Origin of the sequence: Planococcus sp. MB-3u-03, assembly GCF_002833405.1 — a bacterium.
In the GTDB taxonomy this organism is placed as follows: domain Bacteria; phylum Bacillota; class Bacilli; order Bacillales_A; family Planococcaceae; genus Planococcus.
On the sequence record NZ_CP025135.1, the window covers coordinates 3,042,471 to 3,064,627 of the forward strand.

Genomic DNA, 22,157 nt, shown 5'->3' on the forward strand with positions numbered 1-22,157 from the left:
TTGTAGTGCCAACTACCAGTAGTTTTATAATTTTAAAGAAAAATCACTTCATTTAAGTTTTTAAATTATTTCGACTTCACTTACATCTTCAGGTACAATAAAAAGAACATATGTTTCTATATGATGAAAATATTAGGAGGAAATTTTATTGAATAACGAAGCTTATTTAGAAAATTGGAATTTAGACAGCATATTTGAAGGTGGCTCCGATTCCCCTGTACTTATTAAATTAATCGGACAGACGAAAATCGAAATAAAAGAGGTTGTTCGTAAGGTAGATGCCCTTCAAGTATCAAAAGAACCGCTAGGTGAGAAAATGCTAGGTAGCCTTTTAGAGGATATGGGAAAAATTCAAACAGCACTGTCACAAATGACGTCATTTGCTGCCTGTTTGCTCGCGGAGCACCCCGATAACAAAAAAGTGGTCTTCCTCCAAGGGCAGACTTCGGTTGTGAACAACGAATACATAGCTGTTCTGCAGCGTTTCCAGAAATTACTTTCACAACTAGATCAAAAGCTTTGGACTAACCTGCTGGAAACAGAAAGCTTAAAGGAGTATCGTTTTATCTTAAATGAGTGGCGACAAAAAGCCGATTCAAAACTATCCAATGAAGCTGAAAAGCTGATTTCTGATTTGATGTATGATGGGTACCATGGGTGGAACGATTTGTATCGTTCTATCCTGAATAATCTCAAAGTATCCATAGATATGAACGGAACCAAGAAGGAACTTTCTGTTGGCCAAGCCAATAATTTGCGTTCCCATGTAGACCAACAGGTGCGTGAAGAAGCTTTCAAGGCGTTGGAACAGTTGTGGACAGCGCAGGAAGACATCATGGCAAGGATATTAAATCATATAACCGGATTCCGGATACAGGTAGATCAAAAGCGAGGAACCTTAAACTGCTTGGAACAACCGCTAAAAGACAACCGAATGAAAGAAGAAACATTACAGACGATGTGGCAAGTTGTCACGAGACACAAGCAATCGTTTGCTAATTACTTAAACCACAAAGCGAAATTGTCCGGGAATAAAGAAATGCCCTCTTATGATTTCTGGGCACCGTTTAAGGCAAGTAAAACATCAATCCGTTATCCCGAAGCTGTTGATTTTATTCTGCAACAGTTTCAGCAATTTGGACCCGAATTGGAGAACTTTGCCCGTACGGCATTCGAAAAGGGATGGGTCGAAGCTGAAAGCAGACCTGGGAAATCGGCTATTGCTATTTGTGCCGGTTTTCCTCTTACGGGTGAATCGAGAGTCTTTTTAACCTATGAAGGGACCATGACAAATCTTTTGACGCTGACGCACGAACTAGGACACGCCTTTCATAACCATGCCATGAAACCAGTAAATCCACTTAACCGGAAATATGGCATGACAACAGCTGAAACGGCTTCTACTTTTGCTGAAATGATCGTATTGGATGCAGCAATTGATCAGACAGAAAACACAGAAGAGAAACTCTTTCTTTTGGACGAAAAAATCAAGCGCAGTGCCATGAACTTTATGAATCTTCATGCTCGATTTCTCTTTGAAGAAAGACTATATGAGGAGCGAAAAAATGGGATGGTAGCTGCAGAACGTTTAAATGAAATGATGCGTGATGCCTTGGCCGAAGGATATGGCGGTTCCATGAGCCATCTGCCTATCCATACCTGGATTTCAACACCGCATTTCTATATTACCTCTTCTCCGTTCTATAACTTTCCGTATACATTTGGCTATCTGTTTTCAGTCAGTATTTATGCCAAAGCGAAAGAAGAAGGAAAAGGATTTGAACAGAGCTATTTGTCACTGCTTCGAGATAGCGGAAGTATGACAGTTGAAGAATTGGCGATGAAACATCTAGGAGAAGATATTACACAAGAGAGTTTTTGGGAAAAAGGAATGGCGCTTTGCGTCAAAGATGTAGAAGAATTCATTAGACTTTCTTCGGTTGATCTAGTCAATCAAATCAATTAATAGGTACAGAGAATTTAGATAAATTTAGTTTGAGGTCTTGTACAAAGGCATTTATAACTAGTTAATGACTAGAAGAGGAGAAGCGCTTCCATAGGCTTCTCCTCTTCTTAATTTTTATCTTTTCTTTTCATAATCAATTTTAATACGTCATGTAATCGACGAAATATTAAGCGCAAGATAACGCTTAAAATCACTGCAAAATATCAGTGAAAGTTACAAGAAGAAGGTTTTCACCTTCTCCTTATCTCTATCAAAAACCATCGTTTTTGAAAGGTTCACTTTCTTGAAGCTTTGAACTAAAAATGGAATTCTAACCCGCCATTTAAAGATCAAGTAAGATTATAGGCTGGAGGCTTTGAATGGTATAGTATTTCTATCGATAGAAAGTAATGCTCATATATAGGAGTGGATTCTGCATGGATAAATTATTTCAATATGTTCGAGAATTAACCGATGCCTCAAGAAATGGAAAACTTGTGTTTTTTGTAGGTGCTGGCGTTTCAACGCTTTCTGATTATCCTCAATGGAGTAAGCTAGTTGATAAGTATCACCTGGAACTCTACGGCAAAGTGAAAAAAGAAAAATATTCAGCTGATGATTATCTACGAATCCCTCAAATCTTCCATGATGTAAAAGGAGAAGAAGCATATAATCAAATACTTGAAGAAACATTTTCAGTAGACAAATCGACAAATCCTATTCATGACAAGATACTAGCTATGAATCCAGCACATATTATTTCAACTAACTATGACGACTTGATTGAAAAAACTTGCTGGAAACGTGGAAAGTATTTCAGCGTAATCAGCGCTGAAGACGACGTAGCATACGCTACTTCTCCAAAGTATTTGTTAAAAGTGCATGGTGATTTTAGAAGAGGATATACAGGAGAACATATAGTTTTAAAGGAAAGTGACTATATGAATTTCGAGCAAGATCGCCCCTTAATCAGTAATCTTATGAAAACGATTATGGCTACACATACAATCGTTTTTATTGGATATGGTTTAGGGGACTACAATATTAATTCATTACTCAATTGGGTAAAAACGCTGCAAAAAGAGGGATACAATAAACCATTTTTTATTCGAACAGATCCTACGCCCATCGAGGAGAACATTGCAATTTATTATGAAAGAAAAGGGTTGCGAATTTTAGATGCAGCCGGAATAGCTGATACTGCTGAGTCGGACTATACGGGTCGTTATAACAGTGTTATGGATTTATTGATTGAATCACGTGACAATAATTTATTAGCCACTAACGATGATGCCATTAGCTACCTTTATGAAAAACTTCAACCTCTATTTAAGCTGAAAGCAATTCGTAAGAATGATTTGAACCATGTTTTCGAAAAAGACTACGATTTTTCGGTACATGGAACTGTAACACCTTTTAAAAATAAAGCGTTTGGTTACATGGAAAAGTTTTTTGAAATCAAAAAAAGTGTCGGAGAAGTTTTTTCCGATAATTTAAAACCGCAGTTCAATGAAATTTCAAGTTTTTTTGAAGAGAATGGCGTTTATCATTTATCAGGAGACAGAGAAGCAGAAATTGAAATGAAGCCTTTTGACATTAGTAATCCAGCATATCATTGGGATACAGATGAGATAGAAAAAGTTATTCATATTCAAAATGATGACCTCGAAGAAAATTATAGAAAGGCATTCATTTTAGCGTCAATTGGCAAGTGGGAAGAAGCATACAACTTATATTCCGAGCTTCTTCTGCAATCAATCGAAGAGTCAAATTGGTGGATTCATTACCTTTCACAGATAAACAGATTTTGGATATACCAATCTATAGTTCAAATGGACAAACAACTAGATTTACAGGAGCTTTAGCTTACGGTATAAGATTCAGACCATTTTCTAAAAATTTTTAGATCGTATTGAACGAGAAATGAAAATTTTGATATTGATGATGTTTACAAAAGTATGCCCTTTGAATTCCAGAAAAATATAAAATATTGGAATTCCTTTAGTGATAACGAGTTTTATATAAAGATATAGTGAAACTCTTTGAGTTAACTAATAAAGTCCGAGCTGCAATCAGCAAAGAATCCCATTCTTTTGGTTTAACTGGTGAACAAGAAACTCAGCTTCGACTTAATGATAACCTTCGCTTTCTTTACGATAATTATTTATGGGCGCATTCTTTTCAAGAATTTACGCAGTATATGCGTAACTCACTTATGCTCCAATTCGAAAAATGAGTTCGAACGTAATCGACCGAAGGACGAATTGAGCCAAATGTGGGAATCAGAACACTCATCCTTTTATGTAGATTATTTTGACTTTCTCAACATAGCAAGATCATTCAAACTAGACGATGTAAAACATATTGAGAGAAGTTGCCGAATAGAGCTGGTTGAGTTTCGAGATCATAAGTTAATAGAAGACTATTTGCTCCGAATGACGGATGAAATAGTAAAACAGTTTTCAAAGGAAGGAATGAATATCGTACACTATAGTTTGTTGATTCCAGAGGCAAAAATAGCATTCTACTTTGCTAAGTATATAAAGCTTTCCGAGGAAGGTTTGTTAAAATAATTAACATGCTGTTATTTTATTTCCCTGAAAAGAGTTAGATATTGGGCTACGCTATCGATGGATTGAAAGACTTACAATAGGTAATGGTCTTCCTAAAGCAGCAATTCCTGTAATTGAAAGTTTTCTTGTGTTACAGTTTGCTAAATATGCAGACAATAATTTTTCAGAACACTCAACGAATGGTTTCAGCTCAAAAATTTCATTTATTTGCTACGTCATTTCGACGAAAACTTTGTTTCTGATCACCTATCGAATAATGCATTACGCCTTTCAATTGAGAAGAAAAATCAAGTTAACTTTATCTTTTTCTCTATCCTATCTTAACAACAGCAGCTAAAGACCATATTATGCAACTAAAAGAGTTAGATACTATTGATGGGTTTATGGAAGCTGTAAAAGTTGGGATCATAGAAGATGTTTCGGAACATCAGGATCTCATTTTAAAATACCTAGAGCAACAAAAGTTAAAAATTCTTCTCTAGAAGTAAAATTGAATTCGTTTTTCTGATAGCCATATCACTCAATTTGGCATTTGGTATTTTCTAGATAAATTAACAAACTCTAAAATGCGAGAATATATTGGAATTGAACCAGAATATGATTTCTTTGTTGATCCTCAAAATTTTAATTATAATGAGTTTATCCTTCTTGGTTAAAAACTATTCAGAACCTCTTCTAGAAAAATCAGTGCGAATGAGTATATGAGAAGTCATATAATTGAAATCCTGAAAAGAGAATCAAGTTTTCTAATGATAAACGTTATTTCGAAATCTTTGTTGAATACTTTATGTAATTAAAAGCTCAATTTATCTTTTACTTAGGTTTTGGTTATATTGAGTAATAACTTCTGAGACATATCTAAAAGGCGTGATATTTATGAAACAAACACTTGTTTTTGGTAACACAAGAATTTTATACACTGTATCCGACTCTAAAAATCGAAAGACTTTAAATATCGCCGTTAAAGATGGTCAAGTTTTGATTACTATTCCTTCAGGAACAAAGGCTGAAGTGTATGAACCACTTATACGAAAGAAAGCTCCATGGATTTTGAAACAGCTTGCAGATTATGAAGAAATAAAAATAAATAGCCGGCAGATTCGTTTTCAATCAGGTGAAAAGCTCCCTTATCTTGGACGTCATTATCGCTTGTATGTAACTAAAGCGGCTGTTTCGACTTCATCTTTAGCCTTTTCACAGGGGAGATTCCAGGCAATTATCAATAAGGATTTATCCTTAGAAGAACAAAGAGACCAGTTATATCCTCTCTATATGAATTGGATTCGAGAAAAAGGACAGCACTTTGCCGAGAAACGTGTAGAACGCTTCGTTCAACGCTTGGGAAAAGCACCTAGTGGAATTGCTGTACGTAACATGGAAAAACGATGGGGAAGCTGCACACCTCAACAAAAAATTTTATTAAACTGGCGTATCTTTTTGGCCCCTGTGTCTATGGTCGACTATGTACTGGCTCATGAAGTCGCGCATTTGAAAGAATTAAATCACACGTCTGCTTACTGGGAAACGCTTCGCATGTTAATTCCTGATTACGAAGAGCGCAAAGAATGGCTTCGTATTAATAGCAATCAATTATATATATAAAAAAGAAGAGCTTGTTTGCTCTTCTTTTTTCATGGTTTAATATTGCGTTTCTGCCAAAGCTCCGAAATATCCTACCAGCATATTAGCATCGTCCATCTTCTTAGTCTTTTTTAATAATAAAATCTTCAGTTCAGCATTCAATCTTCGTTTGAAATCCAATTTCGATTTCCAGTCCGGAATCTGTGTGACTCGTTCCTCAAAATACTGATGTACTTCAATTGCCCATTCTTTTAACGTGCTTTCATCGTGCTCGCCTTCATATACTTCCACTAATTTGTTGAAGTAAGGTTCTTGTTCAGAAGTAAGGCCACTTTCTGTTTTTCCCATCGCTTTTTGAACCAATTCTTCTCGTAAGTTTAATTGTTCTTTAATCAATTCATCAATCGTCATTTGGCGATCTTTAAACCGTTGGAGTAGATCCTTTAACCGATCCGAAACCTTCGTATAATACACTTCGTCCTGTTCAATTTTCACACTAATTTCTTTCTTAATAGCATGTTCAATTTGGGCAGCTTTTGTTTCCGGTTTGGTGTTATTCTCAATTTCTTCTTTAAACCGACTATCGAGTAATTGAATCGGATCCCGTACCTCAATGCCCTCTGACAGCAAATACTTATGAACGAGTTGACGTACTTTTTCACCGCAATCCGCAATGTCCAATCCATCGTCTACTGAGAATCGAGATTTGGCGAGCTGCCGAATGAGCCCAGCATGTTTTAAGTCATTGATAAATGGCTCGGCTTTTGGACTTGGCATAACTTTATCCATACTCTCTGCAAAGCGTTTATAGGCTTGGTCAAATTCTGCTCGGACATCTTCGTCTTTTAAACGTAAGATAGCTTCTTCTCGTTGGTTTTTAGTGAGACCATCAAAATAACGCATGACGGTTCGATCACGTTGTTCCAATCGCGGTAATTCGGAATCAATTGACTGCAAAGCACCTTTTACATCATTCGAACTAAAATTTCCAAGGCTTCATCGAGAAAGCGAGAAACACCAAAGTAATCAACAATTAATCCGTAATGTTTGTTTTCGTCGTATTTCCGATTAGTCCTGGCAACAGCTTGCAGCAAGTTATGCTCTCGTAATGGTCGGTCCAAATACATCACTTGCTCAATTGGTGCATCAAATCCTGTCAGTAATTTATCACAGACAATCAGCATCGCCAGCTTGTCTTCATGAAACGGCTTCTTAAATCGCTCAATCAGATCCTTCTCTTCTTGTTTCGTAATGTGATACTCTCGCATTTCTTTGACGTCATTCTGACCAGCAGAAAAAATAACGGCTGCTTCAAAATTTCCACCAGCATATAAATCAATCAACTCTTTGTACTTCACAGCAGCTGCACGAGATACCGCCACGACTTGAGCCTTATAGCCATTCACCAAGATATGCTGTTCGAAATGCTGCACCAGATCGATTGCTATCTGCTCCATCCTATCTGGAGACGTTAGAACCAACTCTTCATTCACGTATTTCTGTTTGATTCTTTCTCGACCGTCTTCATCGTACTCATGGAATACCCGTTTAAATAACTCATCCAACGTTTCCCCTTTTACCTGCAATTGGGGTAAGCGAGACTCGTACATAATAGGAACCGTTGCGCCATCTGCAACGGCCTGTTCAATGGTGTACTTATCAATATATGAACCGAACTTTCCGGTCGTTGATCGCTTCTTTTGATCAATTGGCGTTCCGGTAAATGCAATAAACGAAGCGTTTGGCAACGCCTTTCGCATATTGAGTGCTAAGCCTTTGTATTGAGAACGATGCGATTCATCGGTCATGACAATGATATTGCTGGATTTTGAGACAATCGGAAAACCAGTCCCATCCTCTTCCGCCCCTTGGAATTTCTGAATCAAGGTCATGATGGTGGTTCCAGGCCCTTTTGAGAGCTGTTGCTGTAAATCCGTAACAGACCTTGCTTGAGTTGGATTCGGGAAATTGCAATTGTTAAACGTTTTAGTAATTTGATTGTCCAAGTCCTGACGATCGGTAACAATCACTAACATTGGATTCTCAAGCTCTTTCAAGCGCCTTAATTTCATTGCTAGAAAAACCATCGTTAACGATTTTCCTGAACCCTGTGTGTGCCATACTACACCCCCACGATTTTCCGGCTTATGTTCCGTCAGCATTCGTTCAATGGTTTTGTTCACGGCACGGTATTGTTGATACCGTGCCAACTTCTTTACCTTGCCATCATAGACGATGAAATTCCACATCAAATCAAGTACTGCTTCTTTTCGCAGGGTTGCAGCCACTAATATATCTTGCGGACGTTCACTTCCCACTTCTTCGATTGTTAACGGATACGGATCTTTCCAAAGTCCGTAATGTTGAGGACGCGCTCCTATAGTTCCTATTCTCGCGCGGTCCCGACTGGTAACAATTAGCATCTGATTGTACCAGAAGAGTTTGGGATGTGTTTCTTGATAACGGTTAAACTGCTTGACGCCTTCTGGCAATTGCTTGTCCCACTTTAACTTTGGACTTTTGCATTCAATTACCACCAAAGGAAGCCCATTGATGTAAAGAACCACATCGGGCTTGATGGTTCCTTTCGCATTTTCGTAGCGAATTTGATTCACTACTAAGAAATCATTATTTTCGATTTGTTCAAAATCAAAGAGCTGAACGGTATGACTTTTCTTCCCCGTACCTAAGTCTTGTTGGGCCACAAGACCGTGTCCAAAAAGTTTATTATGGACCGATTGATTGGCTACAAAATCATCCGGTTCTGCAATGATGGTGAATTCACCTAGTATTTTATCGAGGTTAGACTCATTTATCCAAGGATTAAGTTTCCGTACAGCTTGCACAAATCGTTTCTCTAAAACAAAGCTGCCTGTGGCTCTTCGTTCTTTGCGATCGTCGATTTCTGCGCCTGTTAAGTATGTATAACCGTAACTTTGAAGTTGTTCAATCAAAGGGACTTCGACTTCTGTCATTTCGTAGGGGTCACGCATCTACTCCACCTCCCATTCATTATAGAAAAAGGTAACAGTTTACACCGTTACCCGTAACTTCCCGGTCAGTAATTGTTGCATCAAAGCTTTTTTCAACTCTATTTGTTTTCCTTTTTCTTTTTCATATATCTCGATTTGTGTATCAATGGAAGATAAGACATCAACTATCTGCGCTTGCTCAGCCAGAGGGGGTAACTTCAATTTAAATGTACTTAAGGATCTTACGTTTAAATTTTGTTGCGCTCCACCAGCTGACAATCCTGTTAAATCTTTTTTTCCTATTTCAGAGTTCATATAGTAAGCCAGGTAATGGGAATTTGCTAATACTGGATTCGGGCTACTAATTAATGTAGTAAAAGATTGAGCTTCTTCAAATTCACTCGGTACAACTGCTGTAAGTCCAGGATATCCTGTTCTTACAGTCAATATATCACCTTTTCTTAAGCGCTTTTTGTAATTCATTTCATCGAATTCTTTTGTTATATAAAGAACATCTTTTGCTCTTATTTTATTTTCCTTGATATTTTGATTTCGTAAAATAGGCACTGCTTTTTCTGTAGTATAGTACTGAGAAGTAGAGGAAGCTATCCCTACTATAATCCTTGAGCAAATATCATTGAACTGAACAACGTTCCATTCGATTGGAATCTCCCCTAAATCTGAGGATTTGAATTGTGTATGCCCTACACCCTTTGTTAGAAGATTTTGCATTAAACCTTTTTTAAATTCTTTTGTTTTTTGGACAAGTAGCTCGGTTTTTTCGATTTGCTTATCTGCAGCCAATAAGATTTCAGCAATTTTTTGCTGTTCTTTTATTGGTGGAATAATAACTTTTAATTTCAAAAAATTTGATTTAGAAATATTGAATCTAGTCGAACCTTGAGCTAAAGAAAATATCTCTTTTCTAAAATTAAAACTTCTAAACAGATATCCAGAAAAGTAAGGATTTAATACGTTAGGTTTAGTTCTCAAACCAAAACAAAAACTATTCAGGTAAATATCATGATTAACTTTATTAATTAGCACGGAACTCATTCCAGCTTCATTAGCGGTTTCTGAAGAGCCAGTGAAAATTATATCGCCTTCCTGAACTTTATTCTGTTTTTCTCCTAATTTGATATTTACTGGCAACAGTTTATTAGTGTCTATAAAAAAGTTATCAAAAACATTTTTATAAGAAATGAATTTAGAATCACCCATTTCAAAATCTTCTTTTGACTTACCAGACAATCCTCCATAAACTCTTCCTATTTCATCAATACTTTTTATACTCCAATCTAAAGGTATGTCCCCTAACTCTGTAGATTTATAACCTTCAGGTGTATTTTTAAACTCAATAACCATTAAGCTTCACCAATCCCTAATTCTATTAAATAATTCTGCACTCTAACTTTAGTTTCTAATTGTTGCTTTTCGAGTTGTTTTAAATCAAGAATAATGGCATTCAAATCCATTTGGTCTTCTTCAATTGATTTATCGATATAGCGAGTGATGTTCAAATTAAAGTCATTGGATTGAATTTCTTTTAATGAGACCAAGCGGGCATACTTTTCAATATCCTCATAGTGTTCAAAAGCATTTACTACCTTATCAATATCGTGGGTACGTAATAGATTCTGGTTCTTACCTTCTTGGAAGTCGCTTTCTGCAGCAATAAACAAGACTTTCCCTTTACGTTCTTCTGGTTTATTACGGTTTAGAATCAAAATACACGCTGGAATACCCGTCCCGTAAAACAATCCAGAAGGCAATCCAACTACAGCTTCGAGCAAATCAGATTCTAGAATCCCTTGACGGATTTTCCCTTCTGCCCCACCTCTAAAAAGTACCCCGTGCGGCATGACTACACCGGCCATTCCATCATGCTTCAGGGAAGCGAGCATATGCTGAACAAATGCATAATCGCCTGCATTCTTCGGTGGAATACCAAAACGAAAACGTCCATAAGCATCATGCTCCGCTGCTTCGCGTCCCCATTCTTTTAGTGAAAATGGTGGATTAGCAATAACTCGATCAAATAACATGATTTCGTTGTCTTCAACAAGACGAGGATTGCGAATGGTATCTCCTTTACGGATATCATGGTCTGGTAGTCCATGAAGAAGCAAGTTCATCTTCGCTATACTCCATGTATTCAAGTTCTTCTCTTGGCCATACAGTGATAAAGATTGTGGGTTCCCCCCTTTTGCTTTTACAAAATCGACAGACTGAATTAGCATCCCGCCAGACCCACAAGTCGGGTCATACACTCGCATTCCTTCTTCTGGTTTAATCAATTTGACAATTAGTTCCACCACTTTTGAAGGTGTATAGAATTCTCCGCCTTTTTTCCCAGCATCATCGGCAAATTGAGCAATAAGATACTCATATGCACGCCCTAGCATGTCCGGTTCGGATAAGTTTTCATTGGATAAGTCTAAAAGAGAAAAATGCTGCAATAATCGTTGTAATATTTCATCCGTTAAAACTTCTTTCCGGTTAAAATCGATTGGTGTGAGTACACCTTCTAACGTCTTGTTTTCATTCTCCAGCGCTTCAAATGCTACATTGATAGCTGTCCCAACATCTTGCGCATGCTTCCGAATTTCGTGCCAGCGTGCTTCTTGTGGCACATAAAACTGAAACTGTTCTGGATCTTCTGCTAGGATTTCTCCTATTTCGAACCCATGAACTTCTAGTAATTCATTTCGATGCTCCGTAAATACATCACTCAATCTCTTTATGAACAGCAATCCAAAGATATAGCTTTTATAGTCACTGGAATCAATTGATCCTCGTAAGATGTCTGCTGATTTCCAAAGGTGTGATTCTAATTCTTGCAAAGTCAATTTTGCCATTTCATTTCCCTCCAAATATTACTCAATTCTAAAGTCAGTTTCATAGTAAATTTTACCACATTGGTTTACTTGTTGCTTTCTGGATTTAAGTTAAGACAATCCTCTATTATTTATACTAAATACACTTAAGTTATCTTAACCACTTAGTTTTTAAACAAAGATCTTTTAAAATTATACGGCTAATAGCAACTATTATTCATATGAAAGCTCAGACAGACTTTATAGAGACTCCACCAAATATCGATAAAGTTTCTGCTCCACTGAATTCTCCAACTTCATATCCATCTGAACCACCGGGATGTCCCGGTGGTTTTTGTCTTTCATGAGCGATTGTTGGATGGAGTGTTGATCGGGTGAGGCTTGGCCCAGGTAGTATAAATCGCCGCCTTCATCGTCATCTTTTTTGACGAAGATGTGGATGTCCACGCCGAGTTCTTCGGCGCGACTGATTTTTTGGACTTCGTCTGATTGCAGTGTGCGGTTGCTGCGGGTGAACCAGTGCAGCGTTTCTTGGTTGATCAGTTCATCTCCGTAGGCGACACTCGATTATTCGACTTCCTCGCTTTTATGGTAAGTCACGAAGATTGGACAGGTGCCATGCTTTGTTTTATATCCATAAATCGTCGAACTCTCGTCATTGTCCCAGTTCAACAAGCGACAGACGTCTTTGCGGGTATATTTTTTATGCAGGGTGAGTGCTTGCTGTTACTTATAATGCGATCCGTGCTGTCTCGCGGTAGCAAGCAAGTCTCCTACTGCATTTCGGAAGAAGCTGTTTTCCATTAGGCTGGTTTGGATTTGTTCATTCCACGTTAGCAAGTTCCCTTGTTGTTTAACGAGTGGTTGTTTGCCGTATTTGGTTTTTCCGCTTTGGTTAAAAAATTCCAAGGTGAATATGCGCATGACCGAACGGAAGGTTTGGTCGTTCCAGGAAATGCCTTCAGTGTTTAATTGCTGCTGGTACTCTTCTATCGAAACGTCTCCTTTTTGCAAAAGCATTTCCGCAAGCACAATTTCATGCACTCTTTTGCCATTTAAGATCTCCAGCGACAGCATCGTCATGACCTGTTCTTCATACGCCCCCCATAACGGATCGACTTCTTTCAGCTTTAACAGGAATTGATGATAAGTATTGTATTTTTGAACGATGACGAGCGGATCGATCGAGTTGTGCAGGGTAAAATCATGCATCGAAGGCATGTGACCGATGCGGTTTTTCAGCGCGATATACGCTTCTCTTAATACCTTGAGATCCGTCAGCTTACTATTGGAAATCGCTTGGAATACACGATTTTTGGCGATCATTTCAAAATTCACTGTGGAAACGCCCGTGATGTAATTAGTGTCTTTTAACGAACGGCGGATATTGTCTTTGTTTTGAGAGCGATCACTAGATAAGGCCATGGGTATCATATAGTTATTTTTATAGTTACCAATGAAATCGATGATCGTCACAAATTCTTTTGAGCCGTGCTTACGGAGCCCACGACCCAATTGTTGGATAAAGATAATGCTCGATTGCGTTTGCCGCAGCATGACGACTTGATTGACGCTTGGAATGTCGATACCTTCATTAAAGATATCGACAGTCAGGATATAATCAAGCAGGCCGTTCTCGAGACGTTCGACTTGGCGAAGACGTTCTTCTTGAGAGGTATCACCTGTCAAGGCCACGGTTTTCAGTCCTCTTTCATTAAACGCCTGAGACAATTGATGCGCTTCATCTTTGCGACTGCAAAACATCAAGCCTCTTACCTTTTCGCCTGAATGTCCGTAGTAATGAATTTTTTGCAGAATGTGATCGACGCGCTCTTCTGCAACAAGCTTGGAAAAGGCAGTCGCTTCATCAATAACGCCTTCCTCGTATTCGAGCTCTGTCACACCGAAATAATGAAACGGACAGAGCATGTCTTCTTCTAATGCTTCCTGCAGTCGAATCTCGTACGCGATATTGTAATCAAACAGCTCAAAAATATTAAAATCATCGGTCCGTTCTGGTGTTGCGGTCATACCAAGTAAAAATTGCGGCTCGAAATGATCGATGACGCGCTGATACGAACGGGCACCCGCTTTATGGACTTCATCAATCAAAATATAATCAAAGCTTTTCGGATCCAATTGCCGCAAGGTTTCTTCTCTCGATAGCGTTTGGATTGTGGCGAACACATATCGTGCGTTTAAATCCCGGCGACTGCCGGATAAAAAGCCAAACTCTTCTTCTACTTCACCTAAAATCTTCATATAATCTTGTTTCGCTTTTTGCAAAATTTGTTCTCTATGCACGATAAATAGCATACGCTTTGGCGCAAAGCTTCGAACATCAAAGGCGGATAAATAAGTTTTTCCTGTTCCGGTCGCAGAAACGACCAAGCCTTTTTGATGGCCTGCTTCGCGTACACTTTCGATTTGATGCAATGCGCTTACTTGCATTTTATTTGGCTCAATATGTATGGCATCTTCTACTGGATTGGGTGTGTAGACTTCTGGAAACTCCGCAACTTGTTTGGCGTCCTTACGGTATTCGATTGGGACGTACTGTTTTTCGTAGTTATGGATCCACGTTTCTGTTAGCACTTCCGCTTCGTTCCATACCGCTTCAAACTGCTCGTTGAAATGATGAATGAGTTCTCCGTTGCTGTGAGAAGTGAGTTTGATATTCCATTCATAATTCACTTTTAAGGCTTGAGCCGTTAAATTGGAGCTGCCGACGATCAAGGTTTGGTGGGTGTCATGTGTGAAAATGTAGCCCTTTGAGTGGAAGCCTTTTTTATTAGATAAACGAACTTCGACATTGGTAATTTTCAAAAGCTCTTTAAAGATTTTCGGATGGTTAAAGCTTAGAAAAGTCGATGTTAAAATACGACCTTTGATTCCTTTTCGGTCTAAATCCGCTAAATGCGATTTCAATGTCGCGAGGCCACTTTCTGTGACAAACGCTACGGAAAACAAAAATGAGGTACATTGGTCCAGCTCTTCTAATAAGGTATTGAGCACGTAATGATTAGAAGCTGTGTTGTTAATCAGCAATTTCGGCTTAAAGCGATCCGTCGTTTGAAAGTCACGGTCGATAAAGCCTTTTTGTAAGGATGCACTCAATTCTTTTGCGATATCCATACCCATTCCCCTTATCCTTGTGAAGATTTAATTAGCGAAAGTTGCCGCCAGTTTTTCAATTGCCGGAATATCTGCCGGTGCCCAGTCTAAGCTCGGCAGTTCATGTGCCGCCAGCCATCTGATCTCGGTGTGTTCCGTTAATACCGGTGTGCCTTTGGTGAGTTTACAATAGTAGGTTTGCAAATGAACGATGCCAAAATCGTATTCGTAGCTCGTATGTTCAACTTGCTCCCCGATCTCTACTTCACAATGCATTTCTTCTTGAATTTCGCGCTTCAAGCTTTCCTGTGGCGTTTCGCCCTGCTCGATTTTGCCTCCTGGGAATTCCCACAAACCGGGAAGACTTTTCTCCATTCCACGCTTCGCACATAGAATGCGACCGTTGTCGATAATGACCGCTCCTACGACATGAATATCTTTTTTCATTTCTATCCTTCCCTTCAGTTCTCTATTACTCATATAATAACATATGTAAAATATCCCCTTTTCTAAATATTTTGATCCATCTCCTGTTACACTGGAAGAAAGATGGGTTTATTCACGGAAAGGAGAGTAATTGATGAAAACTTACTGGCTGCTCGGCATCGTATTGCTTATCGATATAACGTTGCTGTTAGTCGACGATTACTTTCCGGGCACACTCAGTTCTTTGGGCATCCCGGAGTGGTCATTGTATGCGCTACTTGGGGTTTTGGTTCTTGTAAGCTTACTAACGCACAACCCTGAACTGGAGAAACGCTTTAGACTCCATGAATTAATATTGTTGGCTGTCTACCCTATGCTTGTAATGATTTTATTGACGATACTTGGTGGCGACTCAGAGAGCGGCCTCTCTGTCACAAGCCCCTTCCTTTGGATCTTCTGGGGAATCATTTTGTGGTTGGGATGGCGTGATTATCAGAAGGAAAAAGAGCAGGATGAGCAAACGCTGGAATAAACTTTTTTATACAAAATGATAGGTGGTCTTGGTACTTAAATGGAAAGGGCGGATACAGTGGCGGAAGCACAACAGGAGATAAAAGAAATAAAAAAGTTAAAGAAGATGCAATTGCTCTGGGGTAACCTCTTCATGCTGGTGACTTTCTTGTTGCTTAGTTATTTATTGGGGAACGGAAAAATTTTATTCGTAACCTGGGCACTCATCATATTTCTCTTAATATTGACCATTCTCAGCTTATATACCTTGGTAACAGGAACGATCATCGGGACAAAGAATACGAGGCGCATTCGGGCATTCGATCGAAAGTGCTGGGGAGAGAAGAAATGGAAGCGCAATAAAATAATTGAAATTGTTCTATACACAGGTTTGGGTATTGGCATAACCGCGTTGGCCTTTAATACGGATTTGGATTCCTCCCATCGGAATTTGTCTGACTTCGCCTTCCCGTTTGCGGGGGCTTGGATAGGTTATAACTTAGGTGAAATCATGAGAATAGCAGCCTTAAAAGAGCAGCCAGCGAATAGCTAGCTGCTCTTATTTAACTGAAGGAAGCGTTAAATGAAAATGTCCCTCGAAAAGCCATGATGCATTCCGATCATGGCTTTTACTATTTCCGTCCTAAATATCCACAACGCGTGAAGAAAATGAAATTGACCTCATCGACATCCCTCGGTGGTAAGCTGTCTCGACAATGCCCCATTAAATCGTTTTAGTCACTCTAAAGATTAGGTCAAGTTTAAACAAGAAGCAACCAGCCTAACTGCAGGACACCTTTTTATAAAATGTCTATTAAACGGGATGCGGATCAGTTTTCGCTATCCTTTTCTCCATTTAGACCCTTTTTTAATTTTGAAGCAGCTTCTTTTTTCTTTTGCGGGTTTTGCGGGCTGAATGCGGCAAGAGTAATAGCCCTTTTCTTATGGGTTTTACTAATGATTTTACTCAGGTTTTTCTCAATATAACGCAGCTGTTGATGATTTATTTTTTTTGCAGCACCGATATCATATCTCCATTTCGGTGGCTTTATAATACTTACATATTGATTGCTTTCTCTAACGCGCTTGAAGTGACGGCGCTTATCATCCCATACGATATAGTGCTTATCATACATGCCCTCATGTTCGTTTCTCAAACTAGGCAACACAATATACACATCACCTTTTATCCCTTGAGTTCGTTGTTGATCTATATCAGCTGTTGCGATTTGCCACGTGATGTAAGCTATTCGATTTTTGTACTCCGAATCAGTCTCTTGTGCCATTTTCTTCGGATAAGTTGGTTTTTGTTTTCTAGAAAATAATTCTACAATGATAAAAGAAAAATCCCCCTCATGATGAGACAAAAATCGTTTCTCCAAATGCCTTACGTCAATCCATTTTCCTTTTGTGTCTATATCCTCTGCCATATCTCGCACAATCAACACAGCGGTAGATGCGCTGCTTTTCACATAGGTAATATACGCCTCATCGTATTGTTGACTATTTATTAAGCGAGCTGGTTTAGCTATATAACGACCATTTTCTTCCGCCTTACACGTAGCATAATCCGTATATCTCTCAATGTAATGTGCTCTTGCTACTCCAGATGGTCCTTGTTTTCTTTTAGCTTTTCCTCGTTGTTTCTTGCGCTTGTTCTGCTCCTCTATTTTTTGTAGAACTTCGGAACTGTTTACAAGCTCGTCATTCGTATACGATTCACTACAGTCATAACAAATTTTCCACTGTTTAATCCACAGATGCTTTACATCTATTTCGCTGGTGGTTCTTAAATAATCTTTCACTTTCTTTTGCAACCGATTATTTTCATTTACTACTTGTTTCCCGCAAATGACACAGTCCATCGTACACTTCCAATCTTTATGTTAGTTGAAGAAAGAAAAGGCTCTACTTCTCGTTCAAGCAAAGCATCAATTTAAAAGCCCATTATCGGTAATAATTACATCTATCTTATAAAATAAGGACATTGCGCATTTTAATAAGAGCCAACCGAGATTTTTCTTATATTACCATTTATTAGTAAATTGTTCCATATTCATTAAAGAACTATTTTTACTCACCTGCTTTTACATCACTTGATTTTTAATGGGCAAACATCGTGTTTGATCCGTTGAGCTAAACGGCAAAAACCCCTCGGTTCCGGGACCAAGGGGTTTTTGAGACTTCGTAATTTTTAAGATTCTTTCCTGTCTTTCTCGCGGTCCGTAACTGTCGGTCATTTGCTTCTGAATTCCACTAAGTTAATGAAAATGAGTTAAGATACAGCATCGTCTTTGAGGAATCCTATAATAGAAACTACAAGACCTAACAGCACGATTATGTATTCAATCCCTCCGAGACTTGTAGCCATATCCAATACAAGAATTCCTCCTAAAATCATAAACGAGATTCCTAGTAATATTAATTTTATTGATTTCAACAACCCCCTCCTCAATCGAATATATTACTTAAGTTCATATACTAACATTCTAATACATGCACTTAACTAATCGAATAGTTGAATCAAAACCAAAAACCTTTTATTCACAGAACTAAGGTTTTTTAGCATCTTCATGATTTTGCAGATTTTCCTCCTCTACTTTTCCCTGGCAACTTCCCCATGCCCACAGCGTCCATTTTTAAAACCCAACTTCCAGGAGGTGCTGTGTGATGAAAACGTTTTGGCTGTTCGGCTACCGGCAAGCGCTGTGCTGCATTTTTCCCGTCATCATTTTCGCGGCACTAGCTTTGTCGAAATACATTGAGATTCCTTATCTGCCCCGCTATGATTTTATTTTGCTCGTGTGCATACTAGCACAAGTGTTCATGCTCACGTCCAAACTGGAGACTTGGGACGAGTTCAAAGTCATCCTCGTGTTCCACGCAATCGGGCTCGGGCTCGAATTGTACAAGGTCCATATGGGCTCGTGGGCGTATCCTGAAGATGCCTACAGCAAGTTTTTCGGCGTGCCGCTCTATAGCGGCTTCATGTACGCCAGTGTCGCGAGCTATATTTGCCAGGCGTGGCGGCGTTTCGACCTGCAGATGTACGGATGGCCGAAGCCTTTTTACAGCATCGCCATCAGCGTGTTGATCTACGCGAACTTTTTCACGCATCATTTCACCTATGATATCCGCTGGGGGCTGAAGCTGTTATTGGTGCTAATTTTCTTCCGCACCGTCGTGACGTTTCGCATCGATGAGAAGACTTTTAAGATGCCGCTGATCTTGTCGTTCCTATTGATCGGGTTCTTCATCTGGATTGCGGAAAACATCACTACCTTCCTCGGCGCGTGGCAATATCCGAACCAGGAAGCGGCCTGGTCGCTCGTCCACATCGGCAAAATCAGCTCGTGGTTTTTGCTCGTCATCATCTCGGTGATCATCGTCGCCCAGCTGAAGCGGGTGAAAAGTTCATTACAACTTCCCGCGCGAACCAGTCTGATAACAGAAAAAGAAAGCTGATAGAAAATTTGTCGCTCCAGTCAAAGAACTTTTGACATTCCCCAATAAATGGAGTAAATTATCATATGGACGAACAATCACGTTCGTTCTATATAATAATATTCGTGTTTAGGGGTGTAATTAATGGAAAATGTATTTGATTACGAAGATATCCAACTCGTTCCTGCAAAAGCAGTGGTAAATAGCCGTTCAGAATGTGATACATCCATAGAGTTTGGCGGGCGCACGTTTAAATTACCGGTCGTGCCGGCCAATATGCAGACAATCGTCGATGAAAAGATTGCCAAATTCCTGGCAGAAAACAATTACTTCTATATCATGCACCGCTTCGAACCGGAAAAACGCTTGGCGTTCGCAAAAGACATGCAAGCGCGCGAACTTTTCGCATCGATCAGCGTCGGTGTAAAGCCGGAAGAATACGACTTTGTCCAGCAGCTGGTGGATGAAGGCGTGACGCCGGAGTATATTACAATCGACGTAGCTCACGGCCATGCCGATTCCGTTATCAATATGATCAAGCACATCAAAAAGCTATTGCCTGAAAGCTTCCTGATCGCCGGAAACGTCGGGACACCGGAAGCGGTGCGCGAACTGGAAAATGCGGGCGCAGATGCGACGAAAGTGGGCATCGGGCCAGGCAAAGTGTGCATCACCAAGATCAAGACCGGTTTCGGTACAGGCGGCTGGCAATTGGCTGCGCTTCGTTTGTGTGCGAAAGCCGCCAGTAAACCAATCATCGCGGACGGCGGCATCCGCACACACGGCGATATCGCAAAATCAGTGCGTTTCGGCGCTTCGATGGTCATGATCGGCTCGTTGTTCGCCGGTCACGAAGAATCCCCTGGGCAAACCGTCGAACAGGACGGCAAGCTCCTGAAGGAATACTTCGGTTCAGCGTCCGAGTTCCAAAAAGGCGAAAAGAAAAATGTCGAAGGCAAGAAAATGTTCGTCGAGTTCAAAGGCTCGATGAAAGATACTTTGGTTGAGATGGAACAGGATCTGCAGTCGGCGATTTCCTATGCAGGCGGCAACCACTTGCTCGCCATCCGCCAAGTGGATTATGTCATCGTCAAGAACTCGATCTTTAATGGAGATAAAGTGTATTAATCGAGTAGATCGAATCGCAGCAGCAAGATTTTCGCAATAAAAAAAACCAACCATTGCGATTAGGAAGGTCGGTTGAACAGTACAGTATTTTCTAATTAGAATAAGGTTCGCAACTCCATCGTGGACTCACACATATTAAAAGCTCAGCCCTCTTTTAAGGTGCTGAGCTTTTTTTAGTTAAGGCAGCTTTTTTGTCAGATGATCAATCCGCTATACACCATGCCAATATTTATGACGAAATGAAAAACAATGCTCGGGTAGATGCTGTTTGTTTTCAACGTGATCACCGCGTAGATGACTCCGGCGAGTGCAATCACCAAGCTGAGAAGGATAGGAAAACCGATGGCGAGATGGAGAAGCCCGAACCCGACGCTCGTAACGGCAACAGCATAGCCGGTGGAGACGCATTCCTTAAGAGCCGAAAGCATGATCCCTCGCCAAATGACTTCCTCGAACACCGCATTGATCAGCGAAAAGACTAAACAAAAAACCAGCAGCGATTGGATGGACTCGAGGTCTTGTCGGGCGATGAAAAACGAATATACGATTCCATTCACGGCAATCCCGATCAGCCAAAACCAAAATACATTCACTTGATGAAATGGCAGACGAATCGGATTGGTCCAATCAGGTTTTCTATTGTACCAAACTAACTTCTTCTTAAATAACAGATGATTGAAAACGATGCCGATGAGGATAAAACCTAAAAACAAGCGGTTAAGGATAATCTTCAGTTCTTGTGGGACGACCATCGTTTCAACAAAACCATTGGCAATCATAAATACCGCAAAGCCGATGAGAAACGACAACAATAGCGAGGCAAGGAACCGGTTTTTATTATTGACGAATAACAAAATCGCAAATCCCGTTAATATAAGATAGGAAAGAACTTCTAGCTGATAGGAAATAGCTGCAATTCCTAAGAAAAACAATATCGCGATTGCCATTACCAAAAACAGCGCCTCCTTCCCCCTTCGAATCAATGACCATCTTGCCGTGTACTGTTTTCCTTATGGACTGCTAAGTAGAGCAGCGACCAGCAACAGGCAGGCCAAGTTAAAATACAGCTGGCCTGCCTGTTCGCTTGTGCCAATTTTCAAGTTAAACGCTGCAACGATCTGAAATACTTGTCCGGATTGTTTGCTTCAAGAAAGCAGTTTCTTCTCTAGTACAATCTTCAACTGGCCGCGTGGATCGATTTCCGTCTTCAAGACATCGAAACCCGTCTGGATATTGAGCAGCAGCATGCTGCGCCATTTGTTCATCGTCTTTGTGCGGACGATTTTGTAGCCTGTTGCCCGGAGGTCTGCGTGCTGCCTGCGCATCAGTTCAGAGGCGATTCCGAGCTTCCGGCAATCCGGACGGACACCGCCGAGCCAGCTATAGAAAACTTGATCGTCGAGTGCGTAGCCAATTTTATAGCCTACGACGCGATTGTCTACTAATGCCACATAGGTCCATGCCGTTTCCTGGCGGTTCAGCTGCTTTAGCCAATGTCCCGGCCCGCCAAAGATCAGCCGATGCAGCGCGGTGATTTCCTCCGCTATTCCTTGGGGCGGTTCAGAACTGAATTTTTGGTAGTGGATGTTCATAAGTATGCCTCTTTCTTTTTGAAATCATTATATAA

17 protein-coding genes and 1 pseudogene are annotated in these 22,157 nt (G+C 39.9%); 8 read left to right on the top strand and 10 right to left on the bottom strand.

Going from position 1 to position 22,157, the window contains the following annotated elements:
* Positions 1-148: 148 nt before the first annotated feature.
* The 4 genes from CW734_RS16410 to CW734_RS16425 all read left to right on the top strand — a co-directional run bounded on the left by CW734_RS16410 (position 149) and on the right by CW734_RS16425 (position 6,120).
* The gene (locus CW734_RS16410; protein ID WP_101191830.1) at positions 149-1,966 is read left to right on the top strand and encodes a M3 family oligoendopeptidase; all 1,818 of its coding nucleotides are present in this window, start codon (positions 149-151) and stop codon (positions 1,964-1,966) included.
* Between the two features lie 416 nt (positions 1,967-2,382).
* A complete protein-coding gene (locus CW734_RS16415) occupies positions 2,383-3,810 on the top strand; it encodes an SIR2 family protein (protein ID WP_157824180.1) in 1,428 nt (475 codons plus the stop codon).
* Positions 3,811-4,218: 408 nt separating this feature from the next.
* Positions 4,219-4,518, top strand: coding sequence for a hypothetical protein (locus CW734_RS16420; RefSeq protein ID WP_101191832.1), 300 nt, complete (start codon positions 4,219-4,221; stop codon positions 4,516-4,518).
* Positions 4,519-5,394: 876 nt separating this feature from the next.
* The gene (locus CW734_RS16425) at positions 5,395-6,120 is read left to right on the top strand and encodes a M48 family metallopeptidase (protein ID WP_101191833.1); all 726 of its coding nucleotides are present in this window, start codon (positions 5,395-5,397) and stop codon (positions 6,118-6,120) included.
* A 36-nt stretch (positions 6,121-6,156) separates the two neighbouring features.
* On the opposite strand, the gene CW734_RS19295 is transcribed toward CW734_RS16425, so the two are convergent.
* The 6 genes and pseudogenes from CW734_RS19295 to CW734_RS16450 all read right to left on the bottom strand — a co-directional run bounded on the left by CW734_RS19295 (position 6,157) and on the right by CW734_RS16450 (position 15,469).
* On the bottom strand, positions 6,157-7,026 hold the full coding sequence (locus CW734_RS19295; RefSeq protein WP_232787112.1) for a type I restriction enzyme endonuclease domain-containing protein: 870 nt from the start codon (positions 7,024-7,026) through the stop codon (positions 6,157-6,159).
* A gap of 38 nt (positions 7,027-7,064) precedes the next feature.
* Entirely contained in the window at positions 7,065-9,092 is a 2,028-nt protein-coding gene (locus CW734_RS16430; RefSeq protein WP_232787113.1) for a type I restriction endonuclease subunit R, read from the bottom strand.
* Between the two features lie 39 nt (positions 9,093-9,131).
* Positions 9,132-10,436 (bottom strand): restriction endonuclease subunit S, encoded by a 1,305-nt coding sequence (locus tag CW734_RS16435; RefSeq protein ID WP_101191834.1) that lies wholly within the window; start codon positions 10,434-10,436, stop codon positions 9,132-9,134.
* Positions 10,436-11,929, bottom strand: a complete 1,494-nt coding sequence (locus tag CW734_RS16440; RefSeq protein ID WP_101191835.1) for a type I restriction-modification system subunit M — start codon at positions 11,927-11,929, stop codon at positions 10,436-10,438. Before CW734_RS16440 ends, CW734_RS16435 begins: the two co-directional genes overlap by 1 nt.
* Positions 11,930-12,148: 219 nt before the next feature.
* Positions 12,149-15,049: pseudogene (locus tag CW734_RS16445) on the bottom strand (DUF3427 domain-containing protein).
* Between the two features lie 21 nt (positions 15,050-15,070).
* Positions 15,071-15,469, bottom strand: a complete 399-nt coding sequence (locus tag CW734_RS16450; RefSeq protein WP_101191836.1) for a (deoxy)nucleoside triphosphate pyrophosphohydrolase — start codon at positions 15,467-15,469, stop codon at positions 15,071-15,073.
* Positions 15,470-15,602: 133 nt separating this feature from the next.
* Here CW734_RS16450 and CW734_RS16455 point away from each other — a divergent pair, with 133 nt between their 5' ends.
* Together CW734_RS16455 and CW734_RS16460 are read left to right on the top strand one after the other, a co-directional pair.
* A complete protein-coding gene (locus CW734_RS16455; protein WP_101191837.1) occupies positions 15,603-15,980 on the top strand; it encodes a hypothetical protein in 378 nt (125 codons plus the stop codon).
* A gap of 39 nt (positions 15,981-16,019) precedes the next feature.
* Entirely contained in the window at positions 16,020-16,511 is a 492-nt protein-coding gene (locus CW734_RS16460) for a hypothetical protein (RefSeq protein WP_101191838.1), read from the top strand.
* 277 nt (positions 16,512-16,788) lie between these two features.
* Here the strand turns inward: CW734_RS16460 and CW734_RS16465 are convergent, their stop codons facing one another.
* Positions 16,789-17,823, bottom strand: coding sequence for a hypothetical protein (locus CW734_RS16465; protein WP_101191839.1), 1,035 nt, complete (start codon positions 17,821-17,823; stop codon positions 16,789-16,791).
* A 410-nt stretch (positions 17,824-18,233) separates the two neighbouring features.
* Positions 18,234-18,398, bottom strand: coding sequence for a hypothetical protein (locus CW734_RS18415; protein WP_157824181.1), 165 nt, complete (start codon positions 18,396-18,398; stop codon positions 18,234-18,236).
* Positions 18,399-18,628: 230 nt separating this feature from the next.
* On the opposite strand from CW734_RS18415, the gene CW734_RS16470 reads away from it, so the two are divergent.
* Together CW734_RS16470 and guaC are read left to right on the top strand one after the other, a co-directional pair.
* Positions 18,629-19,423 (top strand): DUF817 domain-containing protein, encoded by a 795-nt coding sequence (locus CW734_RS16470; RefSeq protein WP_101191840.1) that lies wholly within the window; start codon positions 18,629-18,631, stop codon positions 19,421-19,423.
* 123 nt (positions 19,424-19,546) lie between these two features.
* Entirely contained in the window at positions 19,547-20,530 is a 984-nt protein-coding gene (gene guaC, locus CW734_RS16475; RefSeq protein WP_101191841.1) for a GMP reductase, read from the top strand.
* Between the two features lie 194 nt (positions 20,531-20,724).
* Here the strand turns inward: guaC and CW734_RS16480 are convergent, their stop codons facing one another.
* Positions 20,725-21,477: a CPBP family intramembrane glutamic endopeptidase gene (locus tag CW734_RS16480; protein ID WP_101191842.1), complete on the bottom strand. Its 753-nt coding sequence runs from the start codon at positions 21,475-21,477 to the stop codon at positions 20,725-20,727.
* Positions 21,478-21,675: 198 nt separating this feature from the next.
* Positions 21,676-22,122, bottom strand: a complete 447-nt coding sequence (locus CW734_RS16485; protein WP_101191843.1) for a GNAT family N-acetyltransferase — start codon at positions 22,120-22,122, stop codon at positions 21,676-21,678.
* Positions 22,123-22,157: the final 35 nt, after the last annotated feature.